Origin of the sequence: Thauera sp. 28, assembly GCF_000310145.2 — a bacterium.
GTDB classification, from domain to species: Bacteria; Pseudomonadota; Gammaproteobacteria; order Burkholderiales; family Rhodocyclaceae; genus Thauera; species Thauera mechernichensis.
This window is the reverse complement of sequence record NZ_AMXA01000029.1, coordinates 23,479-47,370: the sequence shown is the minus strand read 5'-3', so window position 1 is coordinate 47,370 and position 23,892 is coordinate 23,479. Positions and strand designations below refer to the sequence as shown.

24 protein-coding genes, 1 tRNA gene and 4 pseudogenes are annotated in these 23,892 nt (G+C 63.1%); 9 read left to right on the top strand and 20 right to left on the bottom strand.

What is annotated here, in order from left to right; translation table 11 throughout:
• Positions 1-196 precede the first annotated feature (196 nt).
• A complete protein-coding gene (locus C662_RS16155) occupies positions 197-514 on the top strand; it encodes a DUF2322 family protein (protein ID WP_002931470.1) in 318 nt (105 codons plus the stop codon).
• Positions 515-793: 279 nt separating this feature from the next.
• Here the strand turns inward: C662_RS16155 and secF are convergent, their stop codons facing one another.
• From secF to queA, 5 genes are all read right to left on the bottom strand, one after another.
• Entirely contained in the window at positions 794-1,726 is a 933-nt protein-coding gene (gene secF, locus C662_RS16150) for a protein translocase subunit SecF (RefSeq protein WP_002931469.1), read from the bottom strand.
• Between the two features lie 21 nt (positions 1,727-1,747).
• Entirely contained in the window at positions 1,748-3,601 is a 1,854-nt protein-coding gene (gene secD, locus C662_RS16145; RefSeq protein ID WP_002931463.1) for a protein translocase subunit SecD, read from the bottom strand.
• Between the two features lie 145 nt (positions 3,602-3,746).
• The gene (gene yajC, locus C662_RS16140) at positions 3,747-4,070 is read right to left on the bottom strand and encodes a preprotein translocase subunit YajC (protein ID WP_002931459.1); all 324 of its coding nucleotides are present in this window, start codon (positions 4,068-4,070) and stop codon (positions 3,747-3,749) included.
• 97 nt (positions 4,071-4,167) lie between these two features.
• On the bottom strand, positions 4,168-5,280 hold the full coding sequence (tgt, locus tag C662_RS16135) for a tRNA guanosine(34) transglycosylase Tgt (protein ID WP_002931458.1): 1,113 nt from the start codon (positions 5,278-5,280) through the stop codon (positions 4,168-4,170).
• Positions 5,270-6,346, bottom strand: a complete 1,077-nt coding sequence (queA, locus tag C662_RS16130; RefSeq protein ID WP_002931457.1) for a tRNA preQ1(34) S-adenosylmethionine ribosyltransferase-isomerase QueA — start codon at positions 6,344-6,346, stop codon at positions 5,270-5,272. The genes tgt and queA overlap by 11 nt, the downstream gene beginning before the upstream one ends.
• A 142-nt stretch (positions 6,347-6,488) precedes the next feature.
• On the opposite strand from queA, the gene C662_RS16125 reads away from it, so the two are divergent.
• Both C662_RS16125 and C662_RS16120 read left to right on the top strand, forming a co-directional pair.
• Positions 6,489-6,573: transfer RNA gene (locus C662_RS16125), tRNA-Leu, on the top strand.
• A 145-nt stretch (positions 6,574-6,718) separates the two neighbouring features.
• On the top strand, positions 6,719-7,729 hold the full coding sequence (locus C662_RS16120) for a tyrosine-type recombinase/integrase (protein WP_002931456.1): 1,011 nt from the start codon (positions 6,719-6,721) through the stop codon (positions 7,727-7,729).
• A gap of 179 nt (positions 7,730-7,908) precedes the next feature.
• Here C662_RS16120 and C662_RS20370 read toward each other — a convergent pair whose 3' ends face one another.
• Positions 7,909-8,199 carry a hypothetical protein gene (locus tag C662_RS20370; RefSeq protein ID WP_157354582.1) on the bottom strand — a complete coding sequence of 97 codons (291 nt, stop codon included), beginning with the start codon at positions 8,197-8,199 and terminating at the stop codon, positions 7,909-7,911.
• A 113-nt stretch (positions 8,200-8,312) separates the two neighbouring features.
• On the opposite strand from C662_RS20370, the gene C662_RS16110 reads away from it, so the two are divergent.
• Positions 8,313-9,353: an IS630 family transposase gene (locus C662_RS16110; protein ID WP_002924806.1), complete on the top strand. Its 1,041-nt coding sequence runs from the start codon at positions 8,313-8,315 to the stop codon at positions 9,351-9,353.
• A gap of 1 nt (position 9,354) precedes the next feature.
• Here C662_RS16110 and C662_RS20365 read toward each other — a convergent pair whose 3' ends face one another.
• From C662_RS20365 to C662_RS16055, 12 genes and pseudogenes are all read right to left on the bottom strand, one after another.
• Positions 9,355-9,825 (bottom strand): zinc-ribbon domain-containing protein, encoded by a 471-nt coding sequence (locus C662_RS20365; protein WP_157354581.1) that lies wholly within the window; start codon positions 9,823-9,825, stop codon positions 9,355-9,357.
• An 87-nt stretch (positions 9,826-9,912) separates the two neighbouring features.
• Entirely contained in the window at positions 9,913-11,913 is a 2,001-nt protein-coding gene (locus C662_RS19810) for a hypothetical protein (RefSeq protein ID WP_002931454.1), read from the bottom strand.
• Between the two features lie 216 nt (positions 11,914-12,129).
• A pseudogene (locus C662_RS16100) lies at positions 12,130-12,396 on the bottom strand (transposase); the annotation flags it as partial.
• A 38-nt stretch (positions 12,397-12,434) separates the two neighbouring features.
• The gene (locus C662_RS16095; protein WP_002931451.1) at positions 12,435-12,692 is read right to left on the bottom strand and encodes a hypothetical protein; all 258 of its coding nucleotides are present in this window, start codon (positions 12,690-12,692) and stop codon (positions 12,435-12,437) included.
• Positions 12,692-12,910 (bottom strand): annotated as a pseudogene (locus C662_RS16090) (transposase domain-containing protein); the annotation flags it as partial. The gene C662_RS16095 and the pseudogene C662_RS16090, both read right to left, overlap by 1 nt.
• Positions 12,911-13,021: 111 nt before the next feature.
• Positions 13,022-14,032, bottom strand: coding sequence for a tyrosine-type recombinase/integrase (locus C662_RS16085; RefSeq protein ID WP_002931445.1), 1,011 nt, complete (start codon positions 14,030-14,032; stop codon positions 13,022-13,024).
• On the bottom strand, positions 14,029-14,976 hold the full coding sequence (locus C662_RS16080) for a tyrosine-type recombinase/integrase (RefSeq protein ID WP_002931443.1): 948 nt from the start codon (positions 14,974-14,976) through the stop codon (positions 14,029-14,031). The genes C662_RS16085 and C662_RS16080 overlap by 4 nt, the downstream gene beginning before the upstream one ends.
• On the bottom strand, positions 14,973-16,226 hold the full coding sequence (locus tag C662_RS16075; protein WP_002931442.1) for a tyrosine-type recombinase/integrase: 1,254 nt from the start codon (positions 16,224-16,226) through the stop codon (positions 14,973-14,975). Before C662_RS16075 ends, C662_RS16080 begins: the two co-directional genes overlap by 4 nt.
• Positions 16,227-16,369: 143 nt before the next feature.
• Positions 16,370-17,680: pseudogene (gene tnpC / locus C662_RS16070) on the bottom strand (IS66 family transposase); the annotation flags it as partial.
• A gap of 66 nt (positions 17,681-17,746) precedes the next feature.
• Complete coding sequence (tnpB, locus tag C662_RS16065; RefSeq protein WP_002931440.1) at positions 17,747-18,091, bottom strand: IS66 family insertion sequence element accessory protein TnpB; 345 nt, start codon at positions 18,089-18,091, stop codon at positions 17,747-17,749.
• A complete protein-coding gene (gene tnpA / locus C662_RS16060; protein WP_002931430.1) occupies positions 18,088-18,468 on the bottom strand; it encodes an IS66-like element accessory protein TnpA in 381 nt (126 codons plus the stop codon). Before tnpA ends, tnpB begins: the two co-directional genes overlap by 4 nt.
• A 147-nt stretch (positions 18,469-18,615) precedes the next feature.
• A pseudogene (locus C662_RS16055) lies at positions 18,616-18,945 on the bottom strand (transposase); the annotation flags it as partial.
• Positions 18,946-19,289: 344 nt separating this feature from the next.
• Here C662_RS16055 and C662_RS16050 point away from each other — a divergent pair.
• The 3 genes from C662_RS16050 (at position 19,290) to C662_RS20455 (ending at position 20,610) form a co-directional block, all read left to right on the top strand.
• Positions 19,290-19,748: a hypothetical protein gene (locus C662_RS16050; RefSeq protein WP_002931427.1), complete on the top strand. Its 459-nt coding sequence runs from the start codon at positions 19,290-19,292 to the stop codon at positions 19,746-19,748.
• A 79-nt stretch (positions 19,749-19,827) separates the two neighbouring features.
• On the top strand, positions 19,828-20,142 hold the full coding sequence (locus tag C662_RS20580; RefSeq protein WP_002931425.1) for a hypothetical protein: 315 nt from the start codon (positions 19,828-19,830) through the stop codon (positions 20,140-20,142).
• Between the two features lie 111 nt (positions 20,143-20,253).
• Positions 20,254-20,610, top strand: a complete 357-nt coding sequence (locus tag C662_RS20455; RefSeq protein WP_002931421.1) for an RtcB family protein — start codon at positions 20,254-20,256, stop codon at positions 20,608-20,610.
• Here the strand turns inward: C662_RS20455 and C662_RS16035 are convergent.
• Together C662_RS16035 and C662_RS16030 are read right to left on the bottom strand one after the other, a co-directional pair.
• On the bottom strand, positions 20,607-20,990 hold the full coding sequence (locus C662_RS16035; RefSeq protein ID WP_002931420.1) for a hypothetical protein: 384 nt from the start codon (positions 20,988-20,990) through the stop codon (positions 20,607-20,609). The two genes, C662_RS20455 and C662_RS16035, sit on opposite strands and share 4 nt — an antisense overlap.
• 79 nt (positions 20,991-21,069) lie before the next feature.
• Positions 21,070-21,729 (bottom strand): exopolysaccharide biosynthesis protein, encoded by a 660-nt coding sequence (locus C662_RS16030; protein WP_232433297.1) that lies wholly within the window; start codon positions 21,727-21,729, stop codon positions 21,070-21,072.
• Here C662_RS16030 and C662_RS16025 point away from each other — a divergent pair.
• Positions 21,717-22,913 carry a diacylglycerol/lipid kinase family protein gene (locus C662_RS16025; protein WP_232433296.1) on the top strand — a complete coding sequence of 399 codons (1,197 nt, stop codon included), beginning with the start codon at positions 21,717-21,719 and terminating at the stop codon, positions 22,911-22,913. The two genes, C662_RS16030 and C662_RS16025, sit on opposite strands and share 13 nt — an antisense overlap.
• Positions 22,910-23,743 carry a metallophosphoesterase family protein gene (locus tag C662_RS16020; protein ID WP_002931414.1) on the top strand — a complete coding sequence of 278 codons (834 nt, stop codon included), beginning with the start codon at positions 22,910-22,912 and terminating at the stop codon, positions 23,741-23,743. Before C662_RS16025 ends, C662_RS16020 begins: the two co-directional genes overlap by 4 nt.
• Positions 23,744-23,892 lie beyond the last annotated feature (149 nt).

Below are 23,892 nucleotides of genomic sequence, written 5' to 3'. Positions count from 1 at the left end.
GGCTGGCGCCGCTCCTACGGCACCCCGCCGCGGTCGATCGCCCCGTAGGAGCGGCGCCAGCCGCGAGGGGGTGCAGGCGACATGGTCGGGGCCACGCCCAGGAAGGTCGCGGCTCACGCCGCGCCCAACGCAACTTACTCCCCGTGCCTGCTGCCGGTCCCGGCATTGAGCACGCTCACAAAGAATGGAACACCGAATGGCTTTCGCCGACAACCTTAAGACACTGCCCGGCGTTTCTCATCTCGCCGCACTCAACCTCATCGATACCGCGGCTGCGGTCGTCGCCACCATCGAGAACAAGCCCGGTCAGGCCGGCTCGCTGGTGGTGTACAACCACCTCGCCCAGCTCTACGGCGCGATCAGCCCGGAAGCGGCCAGGAAAGGGCTGGAGCTCTACGCCGAGCACACCGAGGACGCCCGCAGCAACCCAGGCAAGCACCCCAACATCGACCGTCTGATCGGTCTCATCGAGCGCGGCGAGACGCTCACGGTCAAGCAGGTTTTTGCAGTTTGAGGGCTGGGGTTACAAGTCGGCACGCGAAGCGCTCTGCTTGTGGCGATCCAGGCGGCCGATCTTGTTCAAGCTCGCGGCCGCGGGGGCGCCGCGGTAGCCCTTGCTGTAGGAGCGGCGCCCGCCGCGAGTCTTTCATCGCACCCGCCCAACGCATTTCGCCTTCAACCCCTCGCGGCTGGCGCCGCTCCTACGCGGGGTGCGTGGCCGCGAAGGCCGAGGCCACTAGAAAGAGAAAGGCGCCCGTAGGCGCCTTTCTTTTTTCAGGAAGCCCGCGTGGGCTCAGACCACCGCCTCTTCCTTTTCCTTCTTCGGCTTGATGAACTGCTCGCGCGACACGCCCAGCCACATCACCAGCGGGCTGGCGACGAAGATCGACGAGTAGATGCCGAAGCAGATCCCGATGGTCAGGGCGAGTGCGAAGTAATACAGCGTCTCGCCGCCGAAGATCAGCATGGACACCACCATCATCAAGGTACTGCCGTGGGTGATCACGGTACGCGAGATCATCGCCGTGATCGCATGGTCCAGCACTGCCGGCGTGTCCATGGCACGCTTCTTCTTGAAGGTCTCGCGCACGCGGTCGAACACCACCACCGATTCGTTTACCGAATAGCCCAGCACCGCCAGCACCGCCGCCAGCACCGGCAGCGAGAACTCCCACTGGAAGAAGGCGAAGAAGCCGACGATGATGATCACGTCGTGAAGGTTGGCAATGATCGCGGACACCGCGAAGCGCCACTCGAAGCGCATTGCCAGGTAGATCACGATGCCGATGATCACCAGCAGCAGCGCCATTGCGCCATCGGTGGCCAGTTCCTTGCCGACCTGCGGGCCGACGAATTCCACCCGGCGCAGTTCGGGCTGGGGGCCTTCGGTGGCTTGCAGCGTGGCCATGACCCGCTCGGAGATGCGGCTGGTGTCGAGGTCCTCGCGGTTGGGCATGCGGATCAGGATCTCGCGCGCACTGCCGAAGTTCTGCACCTGCGCATCGGGGTAGCCGTCGCGCGCGAGCGCCTGGCGGATGTCCTCGATGCGCGGCGGCTCGGCGTAGCCGACCTCGATCAGCGTGCCGCCGGTAAATTCCACCGACAGGTTGAGCCCGCGCAGCACGATGAAGAACACCGCGAGCACGAAGGCGAGGCTGGAGAAAAGGTTGAACTTCAGCGCATGGCGCATGAAGGGGATGTCGGTTCGCTGACGGAAGAATTCCATGGTCTTGTCTGCCCTTGTCCCTTAGTTCGCCGACTGGCCCAGATGCAGCTTGGTGATCTTGCGCTGGCGGCCGTAGATGAAGTTGATGATCATGCGCGACACCAGAATGGCGCTGAACATCGAGGTCAGGATGCCCAGGCAGTGCACCACGGCGAAGCCGCGCACCGGGCCGGAGCCGAACACCAGCAGTGCGATACCTGCGATCAGGGTGGTGATGTTGGCGTCCAGGATGGTGTCGAAGGAGCGGTCGTAGCCGGCCGAGATCGCCGCCTGCGGGCTGGCGCCGTTGCGCAGTTCCTCGCGGATGCGCTCGTTGATCAGCACGTTGGCGTCGATCGCCATGCCCAGGGTCAGCGCCATGGCGGCGATGCCGGGCAGGGTCAGGGTAGCCTGCAGCAGCGACAGCAGCGCGATCAGCAGCACGAGGTTGAAAGTGAGCGCGATCACCGACACCAGGCCGAACAGGGTGTAGTACGCGATCATGAATACGGCGATGGCGAGGAAGCCCCAGATCACCGAGTTCGAGCCCTTGGTGATGTTCTCGGCGCCCAGGCTGGGGCCGACGGTGCGCTCCTCGATGATCTCCATCGGCGCTGCCAGACTGCCGGCGCGCAGCAGCAGGGCGACGTCGTTGGCTTCGGCCGTGGTCATGCGGCCCGAGATCTGTACACGCCCGCCGCCGATCTCGCTGCGGATCACCGGCGCAGTGACGACCTCGCCCTTGCCCTTCTCGAACAGCAGGATGGCCATGCGCTTGCCGACGCTCTCGCGCGTGACGTCGCGGAAGATGCGGGCGCCAGCGGCGTCCAGCGTCAGGTGCACCGCAGGCTCGTTGGTCTGGCCGTCGAAGCCGGGCTGGGCGTCGGTGAGGCGGTCGCCGGTCAGCACCACCTGGCGGCTGACCAGCAGCGGGGCGCCGCCGCGCTCGGTGTAGAGTTCGGTGCCGAACGGCACGTTGCCCGCCAGGGCCTGCTCGACGGCGCCCGGGGTGTCATCGACCATGCGCACCTCGAGCGTGGCGGTGCGGCCGAGGATGTCCTTGGCCTTGGCCACGTCCTGCACGCCGGGCAGCTGTACCACGATGCGCTCGGCGCCCTGTTGCTGGATCACTGGCTCGGCGACGCCGAGCTCGTTGATGCGGTTGTGCAGGGTGGTGATGTTCTGCTTGATGGCGAAGTCGCGCATCGTCTGCTGCGCCTGCGCGGTCAGCGTGGCGACGAGCTTGAGGTCGTCGGCGGCGTCGTCGCGGTCGGCGAGCTGCAGGTCGTTGGTGGCGTCCTGGATGGCGCGGCGGCCCGCCTCGCGCTGTTCGGCGTCACGGAAGCGGATGACGACGGTGTTGCCCTCGCGGGTGATGCCGGCGTGGCGCACGCTCTTGTCGCGCATCAGGGTGCGCAGGTCGCCCGTGGTCGAGTCCAGGCGCTTGACGAGCGCACCCGGCATGTCCACCTCGAGCAGGAAGTGCACCCCGCCGCGCAGGTCGAGGCCGAGGTACATCGGCAGGGCCTTGATCGAGGTCAGCCAGTTGGGCGAGGCCGACAGCAGGTTGAGCGCGACGACATAGGAGGGGTCGGCCGGGTCGGGGTTGAAGACCTGCTCGATCACGTCCTTGGCGCGCAGCTGCTGCTCGGTGTCGGCAAAGCGGGCGCGCACGCTGGTGGCGTCCGAGAAGATCCCGGTGTGGGCCAGACCGGCCTCGCGCAGGGCGCTGTTGAGGCGGTCGGTGGTGCTTGCCGGGTCGAGCTTGAGCGTGGCCTTGGCGCTCGAGACCTGCACCGCCGGGACTTCACCATAGAAGTTGGGCAGGGTGTAGAGCAGGCCCCAGAGCAGCACGAGGACGATCAGGGCGTTCTTCCAGAGGGGGTAGCGGTTCATCGTCGTCGGGAGAGGTGTGGGGGGCGTTGCGGTTGTTCGCGGTGCGGGGCACCGGCGGGGCCGCGAAGCGGGCTGCACATCGTGCAGCGGGTGGGGTGATGCGAAACGCGCCGGCGGGCTGGGTGCCGGCCGGCGCGTGCAAGGCTTACAGCGACTTCAGCGTGCCCTTGGGCAGCACGGTGGCGACGGCCTGCTTCTGCACGGCGACCACGGTGTTGTTGGCGATCTCGAGCTGCACGAAGCTGTCGCCGACTTCGGTCACGCGGCCGGCGATGCCGCCGCCGGTCACCACCTCGTCGCCCTTGGCGAGGGCTTCGACCATGGCCTTGTGCTCCTTCGCGCGCTTCATCTGCGGGCGGATCATCAGGAACCACAGCACCACGAACATCAGGATCAGGGGCAGCAGGCCCATCAGGCCGCCGCTGGGGTCGCCGCCCGCAGCTTGGGCATAGGCATTGGAAATCAGCACGTTGATAACTCCAGATTGGCAAAAAAGCGCTCGATTATAACAGCAGCGGGGCGAGCGCCCGGGTGGATCAGATGCCTCCGCAGGGCGAGTGGTTCCTTCACTGCGTACCGGTGGCGCGTTCGGCGCGGAAGCGCCGCACGTAGGCGTCCAGCTCGCCCGCAGCGATCGAATCGCGCAACTCGGCGGTCAGGGTCTGGTAGTAGCGCAGGTTGTGCACCGTGTTGAGCATGCTGCCGAGGATCTCGCTGGTGCGGTGCAGATGGTGCAGGTAGGCGCGGCTGAAGTTGCGGCAGGTGTAGCAATCGCACGAGGGGTCGAGCGGCCGGGTGTCGGCCTTGTGAACGGCGTTCTTGATCTTGATGTCGCCGTAGCGGGTGAACAGCCAGCCGTTGCGGGCGTTGCGGGTGGGCATCACGCAGTCGAACATGTCGATGCCGGCGATCACGCCGTCGACGATGTCCTCGGGTGTGCCCACGCCCATGAGGTAGCGCGGCTTGCCCTGCGGCAGGCGTGGTGCGGTGTGGGCGAGGATGCGCGCCATGTCGTCCTTGGGTTCGCCCACCGACAGGCCACCGATGGCGAAGCCGTGAAAGCCGATGTCTTCGAGTGCGCCCTGCGACTCGTCGCGGAGGTCTTCGTACATGCCGCCCTGGACGATGCCGAACAACGCGTTGGTGTTGCCCAGGCGGTCGAACTCGTCGCGCGAGCGCTTCGCCCAGCGCTGCGACAGGCGCATCGACTTCGCCGCCTCGTCGCGAGTGGCGGGGTAGGGCGTGCATTCGTCGAAGATCATCACGATGTCCGAGTTGAGCACGGTCTGGATCTGCATCGAGATCTCGGGTGTCAGGAACAGCTTTGCGCCGTCGATCGGGCTGGCGAACTTGACCCCTTCCTCGGTGATCTTGCGCAGCGCGCCCAGGCTGAACACCTGGAAGCCGCCCGAGTCGGTGAGGATGGGCTTGTCCCAGGCCATGAAGCGGTGCAGGCCTTGGTGTGCGGCGACGATGTCCAGGCCCGGGCGCAGCCAGAGGTGGAAGGTGTTGCCCAGGCAGATCTGCGCGCCGATGTCAGCGAGCATGGCCGGCGTCATCGCTTTGACCGTGCCGTAAGTGCCGACGGGCATGAAGACCGGTGTCTCGACCGTGCCGTGGGCAAGGGTAAGGCGGCCGCGGCGGGCGCCGCCGTCGGTGGTGAGGAGTTCAAATTGCATTGTTGAGCTTGTCGTTCTCGGCTTCGTTGCGGCGGGTGATGAACATCGCGTCGCCGTAGCTGAAGAAGCGGTAGCGCTGGGCGACGGCGTGGGCGTAGGCGCGGCGGATGCTGTCCATGCCGGCGAAGGCCGACACCAGCATCATCAGGGTGGACTTGGGCAGATGGAAGTTGGTGATGAGCGCATCGATCACCTGGAAGCGAAAGCCGGGCAGGATGAAGATTTCGGTCTCGCCGCTGCCGGCCTCGAGGGCGCCTTCCTGTGCAGCGGCCTCGAGTGCGCGCATGCTGGTGGTGCCGACCGCGATGACGCGTCCGCCGGCGGCGCGGGTTGCGGCGATGGCGTCCACGGTTTCCTGAGGGATCACGTAGCGCTCGCGGTGCATGCGGTGCTCGCCGAGGTCGTCGACACGAACTGGCTGGAAGGTGCCGGCGCCCACGTGCAGGGTCAGCCAGGCGCAGCGCACGCCGCGCTCGACAAGGCGGTCGAGCAAGGCCTGATCGAAATGGAGTCCGGCCGTGGGGGCGGCGACTGACCCCGGGTCGCGCGCATAGACCGTCTGGTAGCGGCTTTCATCGGCGTCGCCGGCGGCGCGCTGGATGTAGGGCGGCAAGGGGAGCTTGCCATGGCGCTCGAGTAATTCGAAGAGGTCTTCGCCGGCGGGAAAGCGCAGGTGGAAGAATTCGCCGACACGACCGAGTACCTCGACATCGAAGGCGTCGGCGAGATGCAGCCGGGCGCCTGTCTTGGGCGACTTGCTTGCACGCACCTGCGCGAGTGCTTCGTGCGGGCCGACCGCGCGTTCGATCAGGACCTCGACCTGCCCGCCGCTGTCCTTGACCCCGTGCAGGCGAGCGTGGATGACGCGGGTGTCGTTGAAGACGAGCAGGTCGCCAGGGCGAACGAGGTCCGGCAGGTCGGTGAAGCAGGCGTCGGCGAGCACCGGTGCCGAGCCGGCCTCGGGGGTGAGCACAAGCAGGCGGCTGGCGCTGCGCTCTGCAAGGGGGGCTTGCGCGATCAGTTCCGCGGGAAGGATGTAATCGAAATCGCTGAGAGTCAGGGGCATGATGGATTCTTGAAGCCAGGATCTGTTGCGGTTGGTGCCACGTCGGCGGCTTTCACTTGCCGTGTTGCCGTCGTCGCGTGATGCACCGGTCAGCAGCGTGCTTGCCGGGGTGAGGATTGTTCGGACATAATGCGCGTCCCTGGCCGGGATGGCGGAATCGGTAGACGCAGCGGATTCAAAATCCGCCGCCGCAAGGTGTGGGGGTTCGAGTCCCCCTCCCGGCACCATCAATAAAATCAAAAGCTTAGAAAGTTGCCCCCCTTGCTGGGAGCGCGCATTCTAGGGTTTTTGCAGCACTTTTGCAGCACTCGCGCAGTAATTGCCGATGTGATGCCTATACCTCGCCTCATTCATTCTGATGGAGCAAGGTTTATGGCCAGTATCGTGAAGCGCGGTGACTATCAGTACCAGGTCACTATCCGCCGCAAAGGTTTCCCAAAACAGTGCAAAACCTTCGAGTCCGAGCGCGAAGCGAAAGACTGGGCGAAGGTCGTTGAATCCGAGATGATTCGCGGCGTGTTCACCGATCGAAGCGAGCTTGAGCGAACGACGCTCGCCGAGTTGCTCGAGCGCTACGGAGAGGAAGTTACCGTAGAAAAGCTCGGGGCAAGACAAGAGAAGGGGCGTATTCGTCACTGGATGTCCCACCCGCTGGCCAAGAGGAGCCTGGCCAGTCTGCGGTCGAAGGATTTTGCCGACTACCGCAACGCGCGTCTGAAAGTGGTCAGTGCGCACACAGTTCGGCTCGAACTCGCCTTGATCAGTGCAGTCTTCAATCACGCCTCCAAAGACTGGTCGATGCCGCTGCCCAACCTGATCAAGGGTATTCGCCCTCCCAAAACGCCTTCCGGTCGTGACCGCCGCTTGATGGGTGACGAGGAAGATCGTCTCCTGGCTGCAGCCGGGGAAGCGCGCGCCTATCCGCACATGCTGGTCGCCGCCATCGAGTTGGCCGTTGAGACCGGTATTCGCGAAGACCGCCTGGCAACCATGCGGTGGAATCAGGTCAACTTGCAAAAAGGCGTCGTCAAGGTCATGACGAAAGAAGAACTGCATGAGCAGGAGTTGGTCTCTGTTCCGCTCTCGATGCGCGCGCTGCAGATTCTGGAGTCGTTGCCGAGGGATATTTCGGGCAAAGTGTTCGGCTGCGCCTTCCCGACCGGCAACGTTCTTGGCAAGGCCTTTGAGCGTGCCTGCAAGCGAGCCAAGATCGAAGATCTGCGATTTCACGATTTGAGACATGAAGCGGCGAGCCGACTTGCCCCCCATATGCCCATGGTGACTCTGGCGAAGATCATGGGCTGGAAAACCGTTCAGATGGCCATGCGCTACTACAACCCGACTGATGAGGAACTCGTCAAGGCCAGACGGGCTGCGGCCTAGAAAATGGTGGAGCGGAGCTATGCGGATCCACCAGCAGATTCTCGAAAAATTGACGCGCCAAGGCGCTCTGGCGCTCATGCGTCATCGATTCATCGGCTTCGAGCGGCAAGGTCGGACCGAGGAGGCAACGCTCTGTTCGCGACAACCACCCAGGGCTGTAACGAAACCTCGGAGCGAGGCTATAAGAAGTTGTGGCCTGTCGCCGACTTCAAAGTGTGGTCTTTGGGTCGGGTCACGAGCGCCGCCCAGTAATCATGTAGCCAGTGACTTTCGTCAGCGAGTTGCTTCTGCTCAATCAGCAGCTGCGCGACAAGCTCACTTTCGACATAACCTTGCAGCGTGTCTTTGCGATAACAATCGCTGGGGTGAAAGCGAATGGGGTGGAGGAAAACAAAGTTCTCCTGGCACAGGGTCGCTTTTCGCGCATCACGCGCCTGCATTTCCGCCAGCCGCTGCTCATCGACGCGCATGTGCGGCATCGGTTGGTAGTGCTGTCGCCCTTGATACTCAAAAGCGCGGCCACACGCTGCAGAGTAGCCATCTATTAACCCGGCAATCAAATAGGTTTTGATATAATTCGGGCATGGAAAAGATCGATGCCCGCAAGCTTCCGCCCGAAGCCCTGGAACACATTCGTCGCCAAGCATTTGTACTGCGCAAGCAAGGCTATACATGGACGCACATCGCTGAAGTGTGTGGGGTTCATGTCGGTACCGTTTTGAAATGGGCGCGGCGCGCCCAGGCTGACGACCTCGACGCCGTCATCAAGGGCGGGCAACGTGGTCGGCGCCATGGCTCGGGACGAACTCTGACGCTGGTTCAAGAGGAGCAGCTGCGCTTGAAGATCATCGGCTCGAATCCCGCCCAGCTTCAGCTTGAGTTTGCGCTGTGGAATCGTCGCGCAGTGATGCTCGCCATCAAGCAGCTCTTTGGCATCGACATGCCCATTCGCACCGTCGGTGAGTACCTTCGGCGGTGGGGTTTCACGCCGCAGCGGCCGGTCAAGCGTGCGCTTGAGCAGGATCCGGCCCGGCTCAAGGCGTGGCTTGAGGACGAGTATCCGAAGATCGTTGCGCGCGCCAAGACTGAGGATGCCGAGATCTACTGGGGTGACGAGACCGCCATTCGCCAGGACTCGCACTGGGTGCGCGGCTACTCGATGGCGGGGCTGACGCCTGAGCTTCGACTGCCGGCCGGTCGCCACGGATCGACATCGATGATCTCGGCGATCACCAACCAGGGCTTGGTGCGCTTCTCGTTCTTCGAGGGCGCCATCGATGCCGAGCGCTTCATCGTGTTCTTGAAGGACCTGATTCAGGATGCGCAGCGTAAGGTGTTCCTGATCGTCGACAATTTGCGCGTGCACCGCGCCAACCGTGTCCGCGAGTGGGCTGCCGAAAACACCGAGAAGATCGAGCTGTTTTACCTGCCGCCGTATGCGCCGGAACTCAACCCCGACGAGTATCTGAACCGGGATCTGAAAACGTCGATACGCTCCGGGCCGATTGCCAGGACCGCCGCCGCACTTCTCGAGAAGGCGCGTACGTGCATGGAACGCATCGCTGCGATGCCGGATCGTGTGCGGTCGTATTTCAGCCATGAGTACGTTCGCTACGCTCAGTAATTTAGCTATTTGATTGCCGGGTTAATAGCTCGAGCCCATGGAGCCATTTGGGGCGGCATTTGGGAAATGGCGCGTCGAAAAAGTCCTCGAAAACTTCGCGGGTCCACGCTTCGGCTTTGTTCAAGCAGTATGGGCAGCCGCTTTCACGGTAGATGACATTGACAAGCGCGGTCGTCCAGGTGTGGCCGTAATCGCACTGCCACAGCAGTGGCACTTTATTATTTCGCAGCTCGGTCTCCTGCGACAGGCACCGAATCCCCGTACCGACCAATGCGTCGCGCAGGAGCTCGATGGTCCATGGCCGGCGGCGTGAGCATACAGGGCACCATCCGCCGGCTTGTACGTTATCGACGCGCATCGAAAAATCGTGTCCCCTGGCGCATCGCCAGCACACTTTTTCCTGGCGTTTTGGCAATGCGGGGTGGATGCACTGACCATGCCGCTCTTCGGCAATTCGCTGATAGTCGCTCATCTGTAGTCTCTTACCCATAGTCGCCTCCCTGTCGTGTGTCCCGTTGTTGGGTCGCCACGCACCACTTTCCGTGGCACGTTGCGACCTTTACTTCGCCGTACCCTTGTTCCGCAGTGTCTCGAGATGCTGGTGATGCGCGACAAATGAATCGTCGCGTTGCAAATGTGCATAGCTACGCATCACTGTTTCGAGGCTGTCGTTGAGCAGCGTCGCCGCCGTGATGACTGCGTTCGGATTGCGCTTGAGAAGATCGGTCGCGACGAGGTGCCGGAATGCATGCAAGCTGAAACCATGCGTCCCGCGCACGTGGCGTCGGGTCAGGCCGTGAGCATGAACGCTCATTTGCGCCCAGGGTTTTCCTTCCCGGTTGTTCACGAAGAAATACGTGCTCTCGGAGTCACCAAGCAGGGTGCCCCGATGCTCTTCTACGTATTCGTCGATCATGTCGCCGACCCATGCCGCGATCGCGACGTCGTATCGTGTGCCTGCCTTGCTCGCGCCATTTTTCAGCATCGATCTGCTCAGCCGTACTCTCCAGCCCCCGGGCGTGCGATAGACCGAGCCGCTGTTGTCCGCTGACCATGTCAGAGACTGAAGTGTCCGCAGGCGCAAGGGATTGGAGATGACAAAAGCAAGCAGCAGCGCATCGCGCTTGTGCCTCGCCTGAGAAAGGCTGCCGGGGCGGGCATGTGCGGCGAGTTGCTCGATGCTCCCGACGGCAGCCATGACCGGCTGCAATGGGCTTTCTTGTGCGAGCAGTGATGCGATGGGCGCGTCCGGACGGCGACTCAGGTCCTTCGCATGCTGGATCCATAGCCGCGCCGCTTTATAGGCATCATCGCACAAGCGCTCCCAGCCCTCCGGAGTCTCTGGTCGGACATTTTCCGGAAGGCGGTATCGCATCTCTGGCCGCTGCCTCAAGTAGCCCGTTTTCGGGCGCACAAGAGACGAGACAAAGCCCGCAAAATACTGCTGCCCGCCGTGAACCAGTCCATCTGAGCGCTGCGTCAAAAAATCCATGTACCCGTTTGTCGCCCAGGGCACCGCGAGCCATGCGAGCGTCTGAGCGGACTCAAGGGGAATGCCCTGCCCACCCATTTCGAGCGGCCGTGCCAGGTAGCCGAGCAATCCTCGAATCCGCTCGAGTGCGAGTGCTGCGGAAGGGCAGACGGTGTTTCCGACCTTCGCGAGTGGAGAGTCGATCGGCGTCGTATTCGCGGGGATGCACCGCCACACGCCCTTCGCGGTGCGCTCCAAGCCGGGAGTGACTGTGGTCTTGTACGTCAGAAACTGGCGCCACTCGCGCTCGAAAATCTCGCTTATCGCAGCTACTGGCAGAAAGTACGGATCTGCGCTCCGGAGCGCTTGCTGAGACCGAAACGCCTGGTTCTCAGGCGCGTCTGCAATCGCAGGCTCATCCGAGTCTTTCACGAGCGAAGTGAGGCTATCGCGGTCGAGTCCCAGGGCGTTTTCAAGGCGATGCAGGCCAGGGATGCCGCGTCGGTTGGGCACTGCGCCGGCCAGATAGCGCTGTATTGCCGAGGTGCTTACACCGACGGCCTTGGCGAGGGTTTTGGGTGCCACGCCCTTTTTGGCAATCGCTTCTCTGAGCGCTTCGCTCAAGGTCGTGGTTTTTCGCCGGGGCTTCAGCGCCTCGTTGCGATGCGCGGCGAAGAGGTCACGGTACCGATGTAGGTACGATCGCCGGTCCCGTTTCGTACAATCAGCGACGTCGAGCAAGTCAAGATAGGTTTGTAGCGACTCGTCGAAGCGCGTCGTCATCTCGATGCCGACGCGGGCGTCAGTCGTTTTGCCCACGGAAGCCAGGAAGCCGGTGAGCGCCGACTTGTGATTACGCAACTGTTGAGTTGCGCTCGGAGCGGGCTCTGCATTGTCTCCCGCAAGTCCGAGATGGGTTTGTAGAAGTTGATTCAAATCGTCATAAGTCAAGTTCACTTCAGTGGTCTCCAGGTTGGAGCCCGCGACTACGTAAGAAGTGGTGACCTGAAAAATGACGTCGTTACACAAGGTCGTTATCGAATAACGAGGGTTTTGTAACTCATTGATATATAGTGATTGTCCTTGCATTTTCAAATCCTCACGGTGAAAGAGTGAGGACTTGGTTGTCGTTACGCCGCGTGCTCATTGCATTACGTATAGCGACTGAGCTATGGCCAAATTGTCGATTGCGACAAAATTTCGGTAACGACTGCACTCCCGCCAAGGATCGAGTCCCGGGGGGTGTAAGAAGCGTCAGCAGAAGCGGTCGGCGGGTCATCGTCTCCGGTTGGGCAGGAGCACGTGTCAGGCTTCGACCGCAGGCAGGCTGAAGCTGGAGTTGTCACCAACTTCGGCGAGCGTTTCCAGCGTCATGTAACGGCGCTGAAGTGTCCATTCGTCGTTCTGCTGGAGCAGCAAGGCCCCTACTAGACGGTAGATCGAGGACTCGTTCGGAAAGATTCCTACGACGTCGGTGCGGCGCTTGATCTCCCCGTTGGGTCGCTCGAGCGGGTTGGTGCTGTGGATCTTGGTGCTGTGTTCCTTCGGGAAGCTCATGTGCGCGAGCACGTCGTCCGTAAGCGTCCGACGATCGACGTCTTGCAAGTGATTCAGCGGTTTGGGTTGATCTCATCGGTGAACTCGCCCTCATCCCATGCACGGGCGATGGCGGCATCGAGGCGAGTCAGCAGCTGGTAGAGGGACTCGCCATCGCGGCGCTGTAGCATCGCCAGGCAGTCACTCTCGTCACTCGCGACGGCGGCAGACTCCACCGGCCCGACGGCGCCGAGCGAGATCTCGCCACCATTCGAGATCAGCCAATCCACGTTCTTGAGCGCTGCTAGCGGGTCGGTGTTGGGATGTTTCATCAAGCGGCCTTCTGCTCTGGAGCCAGCACTTTCAGTTCGACCTTCCACGGCAACAGCTCATCGACACGATTGACCGGATGCTCGGCGATGCGGCCGATCACATGTCGCAGGTAAGCCTCGGGGTCGAGGCCGTTGAGCTTAGCCGTGCCGATCAGACTGTAGATTGCCGCTGCGCGCTCGCCCCCGGCGTCGGAGCCCGCGAAGAGGTAATTCTTCCTCTTATGCAAAGGTTGGCATAAGAGGAATTATGCGCGGCCCTCGATTATGCAAGCCCTTCGGCCTCGAGTGCTGTTCTCTGCGGAAGATCACGTGTTTGGCTTTGCATAATTTCAGAGGCTTTCGAGGAACTTGAGGACGGCGTCAGTTGGGCGATAGCGTTGGCGTTTCGCCCCGGGCGGTGCGATGGTGGCCAGCGCACGCTCCTTCATGGCGAGATCGGCCTCGACGTATCCGTGGGTGGTGACTGGGCTTTCGTGCCCCAGCCACAGGGCGATGACAGTGAGATCGACGCCAGCCTGTAGCAAGTGCATTGCGGTCGTATGGCGCAATGTGTGTGGCGAGATGCGGCGACCTTGTAGTTGAGGACATCGTTCTGTCGCTTCACTGACCGCGAGGGCAAGCCGTTCAGCCACATTCGTGCGTGTCATCGGCAGGCCCTTGCGGGTCGGTACGAGTGGGTGCTCAGCCCTCAGATCCGCATACGCCAACCAACGCCGGATTTCGGCAGCAGTCTCTTTCCAGAGGGGGACGGTTCGTTGCTTGCGGCCTTTGCCATGCAGGCGCACCGATGACGTGGTTGCGAGGGTGACGTCGGCGACCCGGATGCCGATCATTTCGGAGACGCGGGCGCCGCTGTTGTAGAGCAGCGTGAGCATCATCCGATCGCGCAGACCGCACCAGGTCGTGGTGTCTGGGGCAGCGAGGAGCGCTTGAACCTCGTCGCGGGAGAGAAACCCGAGGAGGGGTTTCTCGAAACGCTTCATTGGGATCGCCAGGATCTGCTGCATGAGCTGCAAGGCTGGTGGGCATTGCAGCGCGACGTAATGGGCAAAGGCGCGAACGGCGGCCAATCGTGCGTTGCGGCTGCGCACCGTGTTGTGACGCTCCGTTTCCAGGTAGGTCAGGAAGTCGAGGGCCAGCGTCGAATCGAAGTCGTTCAACGCCAGTTTGGCCGGCGGCGTTCCCCTTTCTCTTTCGGCATAGCCGAACAGCAACCGGAAGGTGTCGCGGTAGGCGGCAATCGTTCGCGGGCTGGCATTCTTCTGCTGTAGCAACCGTTCGGCAAAGAACCGCTGGAGCAAGGAGGCGAATTCGGTGGGATCGGTGAGCAAGGCGTTCATTGCGGTGCTCCCTCTGCGTAACGCTCGAAACGTTCAGCGGCGATGGCCATCAGTTCGGGAATGCCAGTGAAGTACCAGTAGGTATCGCTGACCTTCGCATGACCGATGTAGGTAGAGAGAGCCAGGACCGCTCGATCGACATCGATGCCTTGCTGGTAGAAGCGCAGCGTGGCACGCACGACGAAGGTGTGCCGCAAGTCGTGCAGTCGATGATGGGGATAGTCGCCACGAGGCCGCCAACCCAGTTGCCGACACAGCGTCTGCAGTGCATAGCGGATGGCTGCCTGATTGACCGCGTGGCCGTCCTCGCGCACAAAGAACCGGTCGCACAGCGGCCTGGGGAAGCGCGCCTCACGCAAGTCGTCGTACGCCCGCAGGGCCTCGCAGACACTGGGGTGGAGCGGTACCAGACGCTGCTGATGGAACTTCGCTTCCCGGACGTGAAGAACGCCCGTGTCGAGGTCGATGTCACTGCGGCTCAGCGCCAACGCCTCGGAGATACGCAGACCGCAACTTGCAAGCAACCCAAAGACACAGCGGCAGGTGGCTGGCCGCATGCCACCCGATGGCGCCAGGCCTTTGGCCGCCTCGAGCAGTGCAATCAGCTCTGCCTCGGTATAGATGTGAGGGACCAAGCGCCGATGAGCCGGACCGAAGAGCGATTGCGGCGGAACCTCGGTACGCGAATCGAGTTGCAGGCAATAGCGCGCAAAACCTCGCAGCACCTCGATTCGACGCCCCCAGCTGAGTGGACTGGGGCGACGAGAACGCTGGGCCCATTCGATCGCAAGGGCCACGCTCAGGTACTCTGCCGTTCCGAGCCCGTCGGCAAAGCGGGCAAACGAGATGAGCTGGGTTTCATCGATACTGAGTGCGAACCCATGACGGCGCCGATAGGCCAGGTATGCCTCGACTCGCGAGATCCAGGACACGGCGGCACTCATGATGTGCCCCCCGGCCACGGCATCGCCACGGCACGTAGGCCAACCAGATCGACGCGGGCGTAGACTCGTGCCGTATCGAGACTTTGGTGGCGCAGCAGATCGGCAATCTCCTTGATGGAGGCTCCCGCGCGATGCAAACGGGTCGCGGCCGTGCGCCGAAGAACATGGGTATTGCAGAACCGATCGCGCAAACCGCAGCGAACGAAGGCGCGGTTCATCGCATTGCGGATCGCCGGCACACCCAAAGGTCTATCGAACGGTGCACGATGCCGTACGAATAGCGCGCGATTCTGACTCTGCGTCGGCCGCCCCTCGCGCAGGTAGCGCGCAATCGCTTCACCAGTGACTGCGGGTAGCGGCAACTGCTGCACGCGTTTGCTCTTGGTGCCGCTGATCGTCAGCGTTGCCTGGCGCCAGTCCAAGGACTCCAGAGTGAGGTAGGTCACCTCCTGGCCCCGTAGCCCCAGATCAAGCAGGCAGCGCGCAATTGCGTAGTCGCGCAATCCGACTGGATCAGTGAGATCGAACGTGGCCAGGAAGGCTTCAAGTTCGGCGTCCGACAGGACTTTGGGCAAGGTGGTGCGTTGCCAATCCGCGACTCTTGGCAAGGCTGCAGCCAGCCCGGCGGTCGAGTCACCAAGCAGAGCCCGATAACGAAAGTAGCTGCGAAGGCTGTTGCATGCCGTCCGCAGCGATGCCGGCTGCAAGTGCGTGCTGAGTTCCGCGAAGAACTCATCCAACTGCACGCTGGCAATCTGCGACACCGTCGCTGCCCGGCTTCCGAACGCCCGAACGAGAAAGCAACCGACGATGTGTAGGCGTCGGTCGCAGGTGACGGGCGCGAGGCCGCAGGTGCTCGAGAGATACTGACCAAAGCGCTCCAGTTCAACCCTCACTGGATCTGTGAGCACAGTGGGCTGACTGGCCGGCAACAGCTTCAGGAGGTGGCGCAGCGCTGCCCCCGAACTCGCGACCGAGCCATAGCAGGGGACTGGACAGACACAGGTCGGCAGGTGATCGCGCAAGAAGCGCTCGACGAGCGACACAGCCTCCGGTGCCGACCATGCGATCGCGTCGCACGCCATCCAATGACAAAAATGGGCGAGGCAGCCGACGTAGCCGCGAATGGTGCGCTCGCCGTAGCGCTGGCCGCGCAGCGCTCCGATGTACGGGTCAATGAGGTGACCGAGCGGACCGGCGTCCAGCCAGTCGCGGCGAACTAGGGTCGCCAGGCACGGATCCGTGGGCATGATGTGCTCCTGTGGTGTGAGGGAACCACAGAGAACACGATCTTTTATGGCAAGTCGAAATGCGCCAGACAGCGCTACAAGCCCTGCCTATGTCAGGCGCAGACGGGATCTACAACCGAACCTTGCATAATCGAGGGCCGCGCATAATTCCTCCCCAGGGCGACCGTACGCAGCGCCCGTTCGGCGGCGTTGTTGTCGATCTCGATGCGCCCGTTGGTGCTGTAGCGCACGAGCGCGTCCCAGCGGGCGAGCGCATAGCGGATCGCCTCGGCCAGGGCCGATTTCTGCGAGAGTTGCTTGAGGGTGACGTCGAGCCAGGCGCGCAACGCAACCAAGACGGGGCCGGCGCGCGCTTGCCGCTCGGCCCGGCGCAGCTCGGGCGGTTTGCCGCGAACAGACTCTTCCACCGCGTACAGCATGCCGATCTGCTTGAGCGCCTCGGCCGCCAGGGGCGAGGCCTGCGCCTTGTGCAGGTCGTAGAACTTGCGCCGCACATGCGCCCAGCAGGCAGCTTCCTGGATGGTGCCGCCCAGATAGAGCGGTGCGAATCCGGCAAAGGCGTCGGCCTGCAGCACGCCCTTGAAGTGCGCGAGGTGGCGTTGCGGGTGCTCGCCCCGGCGATTGGGCGAGTAGGCGAACCACACGGCCGGGGGCGTCTCGTCGCCTGCAGGGCCGTCGTCACGCACGTAGGTCCACAGCCGACCGGTCCGGGTCTGGCCTTCGCCCGGCGAGAGTACCGGCACCGGTGTGTCGTCGGCGTGCAGCTTGGTGGCCGAGAGCACATGCTTGCGCAGCGCCTCGACCAGCGGACGCAGCAGCGCATTGCATTGCCCCACCCAGTCGGCCAGCGTGGAGCGCTCGAGTTCGACACCCTCCCGAGCGTAGATGGTGCTCTGGCGGTACAGCGGCAGGTGATCGCAATACTTGGCGACTAGCACATGGGCCAGCAGCCCGGCGCCGGCCAGCCCCCGGGCGATCGGTCGCGCGGGGGCGTTCGCCTGCACGATCGTGTCGCAGCGGCTGCAGGCGAACTTCGGGCGCACATGACGGATCACGCGGAAGCTCGCCGGCACGTACTCGAGCATCTCGCTGACGGTCTCGCCCAGCTTCTTGAGCGTGCCACCGCAGGTGGGGCAGTCGCACGCCGAGGGCAAGTGCTCCTCGATGTCGCGCGGTAGATGTTCAGGAAGCGGTTTGCGGGGCGGGGGCGCCTCGCGCGTATCGGCTGGCGTCGTCGGATCGGCCGGGGTCTCGGCACGCAGGGTCTCGAGCTCCTCGAGCGAGAGCTCCAACTGGCCGAGCATCTCGTTCATCTGCTCCGAGCTGCGGCCGAACTGCATGCGGCGCAGCTTGGCGATCACCAGCTTCAGGTGCTCGATCTCGGCGGCCTGTTCGCTCACCTTCGCCCGCAGGGCGATGTCTTCGTCAGGAGAGGAAACAGGGGTGTTCGACATGGCGACATGATACCGGAGCATGCCGCCAAACGCCGCCAAATGACGCTAAAAAGGTCCTATAAGCCGCTATGCAGCGCGATTCGGCGCCGTTCTGACCGGACGCTGCCAGTCGATGCCCTCGAGCAGCATCGACAGCTGGGCCGGCGTCAGCGCCACGGTCCCATGAGTCACCTGCGGCCAGACGAATTTACCGTGCTCGAGCCGCTTGGCGAACAGGCACAGCCCGTCGCCGTCCCACCACAGAACCTTGATCCGGTCTCCACGCCGGCCCCGGAACACGAAGAGCTGTCCGCTGAAGGGATCGGCTTGGAGTTGGGTCTGAACGAGCGCGGCCAGGCCGTCGAAGCCGCGCCGCATGTCGGTGATCCCGGCTGCGATCCAGATCCGCGTGCCCGCAGGCGGGACGATCATCGCAACAGCACCGCAAGAACCTGCGCGAGCACCTGGGCGTCGGGACGCCCTTCGACAGTCAGCCGTGCGCCCTTGCGCTCGATCGTCAGCCGACCGAACGCGGCCGCTGGGGTATCGAGCATCTCGGGCCCGTCCTCATCGTCGGTGTCGGCGAGGATGATCGGCACGAACGCAGCTCCCCCCAGGCGACCTTGCTGATAGGCCTTGCGCCACGCGAAGATCTGGTTGGCGTTGACGTCGTGCTGTCGCGCGAGACGCGACACGGAGGCGCCCGGTTGCAGCGACTGTTCGACGACGGTGCGCTTGAACTCGATCGAGTGGCGGCGGTACGGCCCGCGCGGGCCGCGATGGCGGCGGTGATCCAAATTTGTGTCCATGAATGCAATCGTGGGCACAAATTTGGGTGCCCCCTCCCGAGGGGCAATCGTCAGCGACCGCTACGCTGAAGGGAAGACTGCGGTGGGCGGACGCTTACCGTCGTCCTCGGCCTCGTCCATCAACTTTGCGACCTTCGGGAAGCGCTAACGCAGCTGGTCGGCGACCGTACGCCATTGGTCGCGCGCTGCGCGCTCGGTGGTCTGGGCAAAGATCGTCGCGATCAGGACGGAGACGATACGGCGTTGCCCGGCCGGCGCGTGCACGAGCGCGTTGCGCATGAAATGCACCCGGCAACGCTGCCAACTGGCCGAGATCACCTTGCGCACGGCGGCCTTGAGCCCCTCGTGGGCATCGGAGATCACCAGCTTGAGGCTGCGCAACCCGCGCCGCGTGAGGCTGCCCAGGAACTCCGTCCAGAACGGTTCGGCCTCGCGGACCTTCAGGTAAGTGGCGTCGATCCACAGATAGGGCCACTGACACGGCGGGCTGACAACACGCCGAAATTACCGACTGCTTGAAAGCTTCGCTGTGCGTGCCCCGAGTCCGGCGCGGGATAACGACATCCATGGTGTCTACCATCGAACTTGATGGACACGATCTTCGATGGGCTAAGCGGTTGGGGGAAGGTGGGTTCGCCGGGTGCTTACGTCTCGGCCTGTGGTGAGCCCGACGTCTCGGTGTCAGGATTTTTTTCTACGGTCGGCAGGAAATCGCGAGGCGGTGGCTATACGAGTGTATGAGTGACCTCGAACGCACGCTTGGAAGCGCCAAGGAGCGCGGCTCGAGGGGCTCTATTTCACTACACTACGGAGAGCAAGACATGCAAGATGTGAAACCGATGCCTTGGATTACCCGCGAGATGCGCAGCAGGGCAGAGTCGCTCGATCAAGAATACGAGCAAGAACAGATAGCTTTGAGCAGGGCGCAGAAGGCGTACGCGGCGCTTGGGGAGTCGGTGCGGCAAGGGGACGACGAGAAGGTGCGCGCTTTGGCATTCTGCAATTTGATGCGCGGGTACGCGCAAGCGTCGATCGCGCTTAAGCTGCGCCAGGCATTTAACCGCGTGCTGATTGAAAAGTTTGAGGCGATGTCTGGTGAGGGTCAGCGCGTGCCCTGGCTGGACGAGGCACTCCGGAATCATGACAGGCTGTCACCTCAGCTCATCATCTGGCTGCTGGCTACAAAGCACGATCTTGTCTTCAACCTGTCGGAGGGTGAGTGGCATCCGCGTGGGGTTGTGGTGCCGACAGTTATGTTCGACGATGATATCCCTTACTAGCGTGCTGCGCCGCTTGGCCGACGAAACACTTGGCCGACGAAACGTGCGGTGCGTGTGATTTCGCCGCACCGGGGAGGCCGTGGAACCGGCCGTCCTGCGCATGTTTGCACGCCTGCGCTCGCAGCGCATGGCGTCCCTGGCGCTGGCGTGGCCAGTAGGCGCAACGCTTTTGTGGATGAGCGCGCTCCCAGGTTCGGTGTTCGACGGGGATGCAGTGACGGTGTGGGCGCGCTTCGCGCAGATGCGAGACGGTGTGGTCGGTCTGTTCGGTAGCACGGCGCAGGCCCGGACGCTCGAGCTTCTCGGCAAAGCCGATCTGAAGCTGACCCGGCATGACGCCACGCTCCCCCGGATGGCGGTGGCGGCGCAGATCGAAGACCTCCTCAAGCGGTAGGGGCCGTACTCGCCTCAGGCGCTCGAACTAGCGGTTGCCTATCAGCTGATCAGTCCGCTGACGCATTTCCTGCTCGTCGAGGCGCGGGCCGCAGCCGACAAGCCGGCGGCGTTGGGTGTCGACATCGGCTGCGGCATGGTCGCCGCGCGGCTGTCGCTCACCGCGAACGACATCGACGAGAAGCGGCTGAAGAAGGTCTTCGATCAGATCAGCCGCGACGTGCCGGTCGGCCGCGACCAGCATGCGGACGATCGCGTCTTGGCTGCAGCGGTACGTCCGTTCGAGTCCGGCCTCAAGGCCCTGACCGAGCGCCACCCGCAACTGCTCAAGGCCTTCGGCAAGTTCTCAAAATGGGCGAACCAGATGGGCACGCTCGGGGGCGGCAACCACTTCATCGAGAACTGTGGTGAAGGCTCGCATAGGTCGGCTCATCCGGCGAGACGCGCTGCGCGAAGTGATATCTGCTAAGTGCGATTTGCCGTGGCAAACGAACCAAGTAGCCGGTGTCCGACAACCGTAATAATCAGCAAGATCAGCGCGCCTAAAGCCCAGAGAGTCCAGAGTAGAGGGCTGAGCCAGTCCATGGCTGAAGCAACCCAAGGCATGATCTGATGGGCCCCTTCGATGGTAGCGACAAGGCCACCTTGGATCGATTCGAGCCAGGCTGGGTCAACCCACAACGCTAACCAGGACGGTAACGCTGTTGCATTGAGAGCTGCCACGGGATCATTCTGAAACGCGTTGCCCGCGTTTTGCACAACCCAGTCGACGATATGGACAGAGAGTGCCGTGATCCCCGTCCACGCGGCAAGGGTTAAGAAAAATAGGCCCCAGACGATCGTTCTCATGTTGGCTCAATTCATCCAATTGACGTAGGTCGGTGAGTATTCGAAGCGCGTTGTTCAACCGTAGCTGACCCAATGGAGCTTACTGACCAAAACTCAGGCCCATCAGCGACAGCAATTCGGTGGCGGCGACGGTGCCTCCCCACCACAGCAGCACGACCGATGCGACCGCGGCCAGTGTCATAAGGTAACCGCCCAGCAGCATCAGGCCGTCACGCAGACGTAGCCCCCAGGACATCAGGATGATGGCGAGTGCAGGCAGCACGTTGTCAAAGCTGATGATGGGGACGGGAACCATCATCGACAACCCCGCGGCACAGAGCATCAAGCCATTCACAATGCGCGCCGGCTTGTCGGTCAGGAGCAGCATACGCGGTCGTCCCCACCGTGCGATGACGTGGATGACTCTGCTGATCACGCGCTCAAGCAGCATCCTGGCACGATCGTTCATCTCTCGTCGGGCAAGCCAGTCGGGTAAGGGCACCGGCCGACCGCTAAACAGTCCGAATGCGATCAGAATGCAGAAAGCCCCCACTACCGAAGCCATCCCCGGTAGCGCGACCGGAATGAGAAGGGGCATGGCCAGCAGACTCAACCAGACCATGCGTTGCCGGTTGCTTTGACCCACGGCGTCAGCCATCGTACCGTTCATCGAGGCCAGTCGCGCCTCGGCAATCCGTTCCACGGTGGCCCGTCGCTTGTCCTTCATGACCGATAGACCCTGCTTGAATGAGTTGTTCATTCAGACTGTTGATCGGCTTCGACGGTTCCCCCGAGGTTTCGGACTCGCTGCGCACCGCGGCGCTCCGCATTCCCACCGCAGTATCTTCCGGAGAACATGTTCCATGCCCGAGACCCGAAATATCACCGCCGTTCGGCTTTGACATGGATGAGAATGTCCAGCCCCAGTCGATCGGGGCCGACAGTGCGCACCGCGCTGAGATGTCGGCTCCGCGGCTCGACCCTGCGGCGCCCCTGTTGTTCGTGATCAATGCCGGAGCGGGCGCGCTCGACCTTGAGGCCAAGCGTGCCGTGATCCGGAGGACGCTCGCCGAGCATGGGCGAAAGGGTGAATTGCTGACGTGCGCCCCTGCTGATCTGGCACGGGTAGCCACCGAGGCCACCGCCGAGGCGGCGGCGTGCGGTACGGCTGTAGTGGCCGTCGGTGGCGATGGAAGCCTCAGCACGGTGGCGCAGGCTGCGCACGCAGCCGGTTGCCCAATGGGCGTCATCCCCTACGGCACCTTCAACTACTTTGCCAGGACGCATGGGATCGCCACCGAGCCCGACACTGCGGCACGCCAGTTGATGGCTGCGAGCCCGATGCCGGTTCAGGTGGGGGCTATCAACGGCCGGGTGTTCCTGGTCAACGCCAGCCTGGGCGTTTACCCCGAACTGTTGCAGGACCGCGAGGCCTGGAAAGCGCGGTTTGGCCGCAGCCGCTGGGTGGCGTTCGTGGCGGCTTGTGCGACCTTGCTGCGTGCGCAACGCCGATTGCGACTGCACATCGAAACGGCGACCTCGGTTCGTGATGTTCAGACTCTGACGCTCTTCGTCGGCAACAACCGGCTGCAGTTGCAGCAGGTCGGAGTGGATCCCGAAGACACCCTGGACGGCACGCCCGGCGACGGCAGTATGGCCGCGTTGATGCTGCGGCCCATCGGCACGATGTCGATGCTTGGACTGATGTTGCACGGCGCAATGGGCAGGCTGGGTGAGGCCGCTGGCGTGGAAACTTTCGAGTTCAGGCATATGGTCGTGAAGCCCAGGTTGGCGCCAAGGCGCAAGAAGTTCGTCGTCGCGTTTGACGGTGAAGTGACACGCATGCGGGCGCCGATCGATATTCGTGTGCTGGACAAACCGTTGTACCTGCTCCAGGCGCTTGGTACAGAGGGCAAAACAAGTCTGCCCGAGGCCGCGGAATGAGTGTCCTGCTACACATTTCCGACACCCATTTCGGTACCGAGGAGCCGCGGGTGGTCGAGGCCTTGGTCGCATTGGCCGCCCAGCAGCGACCGGATGTGGTTGTGCTGTCGGGTGACATCACGCAGCGTGCGCGGCCCGTCCAGTTTCGCGCGGCGAAGGCCTTCGTCGATCGGCTGGGGGGCGTGGTTCTGGCCGTACCGGGCAACCACGATATTGCATTGTTCGACCTATGGGCTCGCTTCACTCGCCCCTACGCACGCTACGTCAAGGTGCTCGGATCTGACCTCGAGCCCGTGTACGCTTCGCATGATTTCCTCGTCATTGGTGTCAACACGACGCGTGCATTGAGGTTCAAGAACGGCGAAGTGTCCGCGGAGCAGATCGATCGTGTGGCAACCTGGCTGGCAGGCGCCCGCGCGCAGCAGTTGCGCGTGGTGGTGGTCCACCAGCCTGCGGCCGTCATCAAGGCCGAGGACCGCGCCGACCTGTTACGTGGCCACCATGCGGCCTTGCAGACGTGGTCGGCTGCCGGGGCAGATCTGGTACTCGGTGGGCACATTCATCTGCCCTACACGTTGGCACAGCACGGTTTGGCACGGCGACTCTGGGTGGTGCAGGCGGGAACCGCGGTCTCATCACGTCTACGCCTCAACGTGCCCAATTCGGTCAACATCTTGCGCTGGGGAGAGTCGTCCTGTACGCGTGGTGAGCGGGCAATGCGCAGCTTCGATCAGGGTAAGGACTGCCTTATCGAGCAGTGGGACTATGCGCGCAGTGAAGATACTTTCGTCCGCACGGTGGTTACGTCGGTCGAGCCTGAGCGCGCTTAATTGACAGGCGGTGTAGGCGACATGGAGTCGCCTGTGCGGCCGCTGAGGAGCCTGCGTTCTAGAGGTCGATCGAAGGTTTCTCTGCGCTGTGCCGGACAGGCCGCTGAGCCCGGCCAGTGTGAGGTGTTCATCGAGGCGTGGTCTCGCAC

What these genes read in the sequence shown, in the direction of transcription:
- queA (WP_002931457.1), bottom strand. Translation starts at nt 6,346, where the DNA reads ATGCCCCTGACTCTCAGCGATTTCGATTACATCCTTCCCGCGGAACTG.
- C662_RS16035 (WP_002931420.1), bottom strand. Translation starts at nt 20,990, where the DNA reads ATGAGAACGATCGTCTGGGGCCTATTTTTCTTAACCCTTGCCGCGTGG.
- C662_RS20365 (WP_157354581.1), bottom strand. Translation starts at nt 9,825, where the DNA reads ATGAGCGACTATCAGCGAATTGCCGAAGAGCGGCATGGTCAGTGCATC.
- C662_RS16030 (WP_232433297.1), bottom strand. Translation starts at nt 21,729, where the DNA reads ATGAACAACTCATTCAAGCAGGGTCTATCGGTCATGAAGGACAAGCGA.
- C662_RS16120 (WP_002931456.1), top strand. Translation starts at nt 6,719, where the DNA reads ATGGCCAGTATCGTGAAGCGCGGTGACTATCAGTACCAGGTCACTATC.
- C662_RS16085 (WP_002931445.1), bottom strand. Translation starts at nt 14,032, where the DNA reads ATGAACGCCTTGCTCACCGATCCCACCGAATTCGCCTCCTTGCTCCAG.
- secF (WP_002931469.1), bottom strand. Translation starts at nt 1,726, where the DNA reads ATGGAATTCTTCCGTCAGCGAACCGACATCCCCTTCATGCGCCATGCG.
- C662_RS20370 (WP_157354582.1), bottom strand. Translation starts at nt 8,199, where the DNA reads ATGCGCGTCGATGAGCAGCGGCTGGCGGAAATGCAGGCGCGTGATGCG.
- C662_RS16075 (WP_002931442.1), bottom strand. Translation starts at nt 16,226, where the DNA reads ATGCCCACGGATCCGTGCCTGGCGACCCTAGTTCGCCGCGACTGGCTG.
- C662_RS19810 (WP_002931454.1), bottom strand. Translation starts at nt 11,913, where the DNA reads ATGCAAGGACAATCACTATATATCAATGAGTTACAAAACCCTCGTTAT.
- C662_RS16095 (WP_002931451.1), bottom strand. Translation starts at nt 12,692, where the DNA reads ATGAAACATCCCAACACCGACCCGCTAGCAGCGCTCAAGAACGTGGAT.
- tnpB (WP_002931440.1), bottom strand. Translation starts at nt 18,091, where the DNA reads ATGATCGTCCCGCCTGCGGGCACGCGGATCTGGATCGCAGCCGGGATC.
- C662_RS16020 (WP_002931414.1), top strand. Translation starts at nt 22,910, where the DNA reads ATGAGTGTCCTGCTACACATTTCCGACACCCATTTCGGTACCGAGGAG.
- tgt (WP_002931458.1), bottom strand. Translation starts at nt 5,280, where the DNA reads ATGCAATTTGAACTCCTCACCACCGACGGCGGCGCCCGCCGCGGCCGC.
- C662_RS16110 (WP_002924806.1), top strand. Translation starts at nt 8,313, where the DNA reads ATGGAAAAGATCGATGCCCGCAAGCTTCCGCCCGAAGCCCTGGAACAC.
- C662_RS16155 (WP_002931470.1), top strand. Translation starts at nt 197, where the DNA reads ATGGCTTTCGCCGACAACCTTAAGACACTGCCCGGCGTTTCTCATCTC.
- C662_RS16080 (WP_002931443.1), bottom strand. Translation starts at nt 14,976, where the DNA reads ATGAGTGCCGCCGTGTCCTGGATCTCGCGAGTCGAGGCATACCTGGCC.
- secD (WP_002931463.1), bottom strand. Translation starts at nt 3,601, where the DNA reads ATGAACCGCTACCCCCTCTGGAAGAACGCCCTGATCGTCCTCGTGCTG.
- tnpA (WP_002931430.1), bottom strand. Translation starts at nt 18,468, where the DNA reads ATGGACACAAATTTGGATCACCGCCGCCATCGCGGCCCGCGCGGGCCG.
- C662_RS16025 (WP_232433296.1), top strand. Translation starts at nt 21,717, where the DNA reads ATGAGTTGTTCATTCAGACTGTTGATCGGCTTCGACGGTTCCCCCGAG.
- C662_RS16050 (WP_002931427.1), top strand. Translation starts at nt 19,290, where the DNA reads ATGCAAGATGTGAAACCGATGCCTTGGATTACCCGCGAGATGCGCAGC.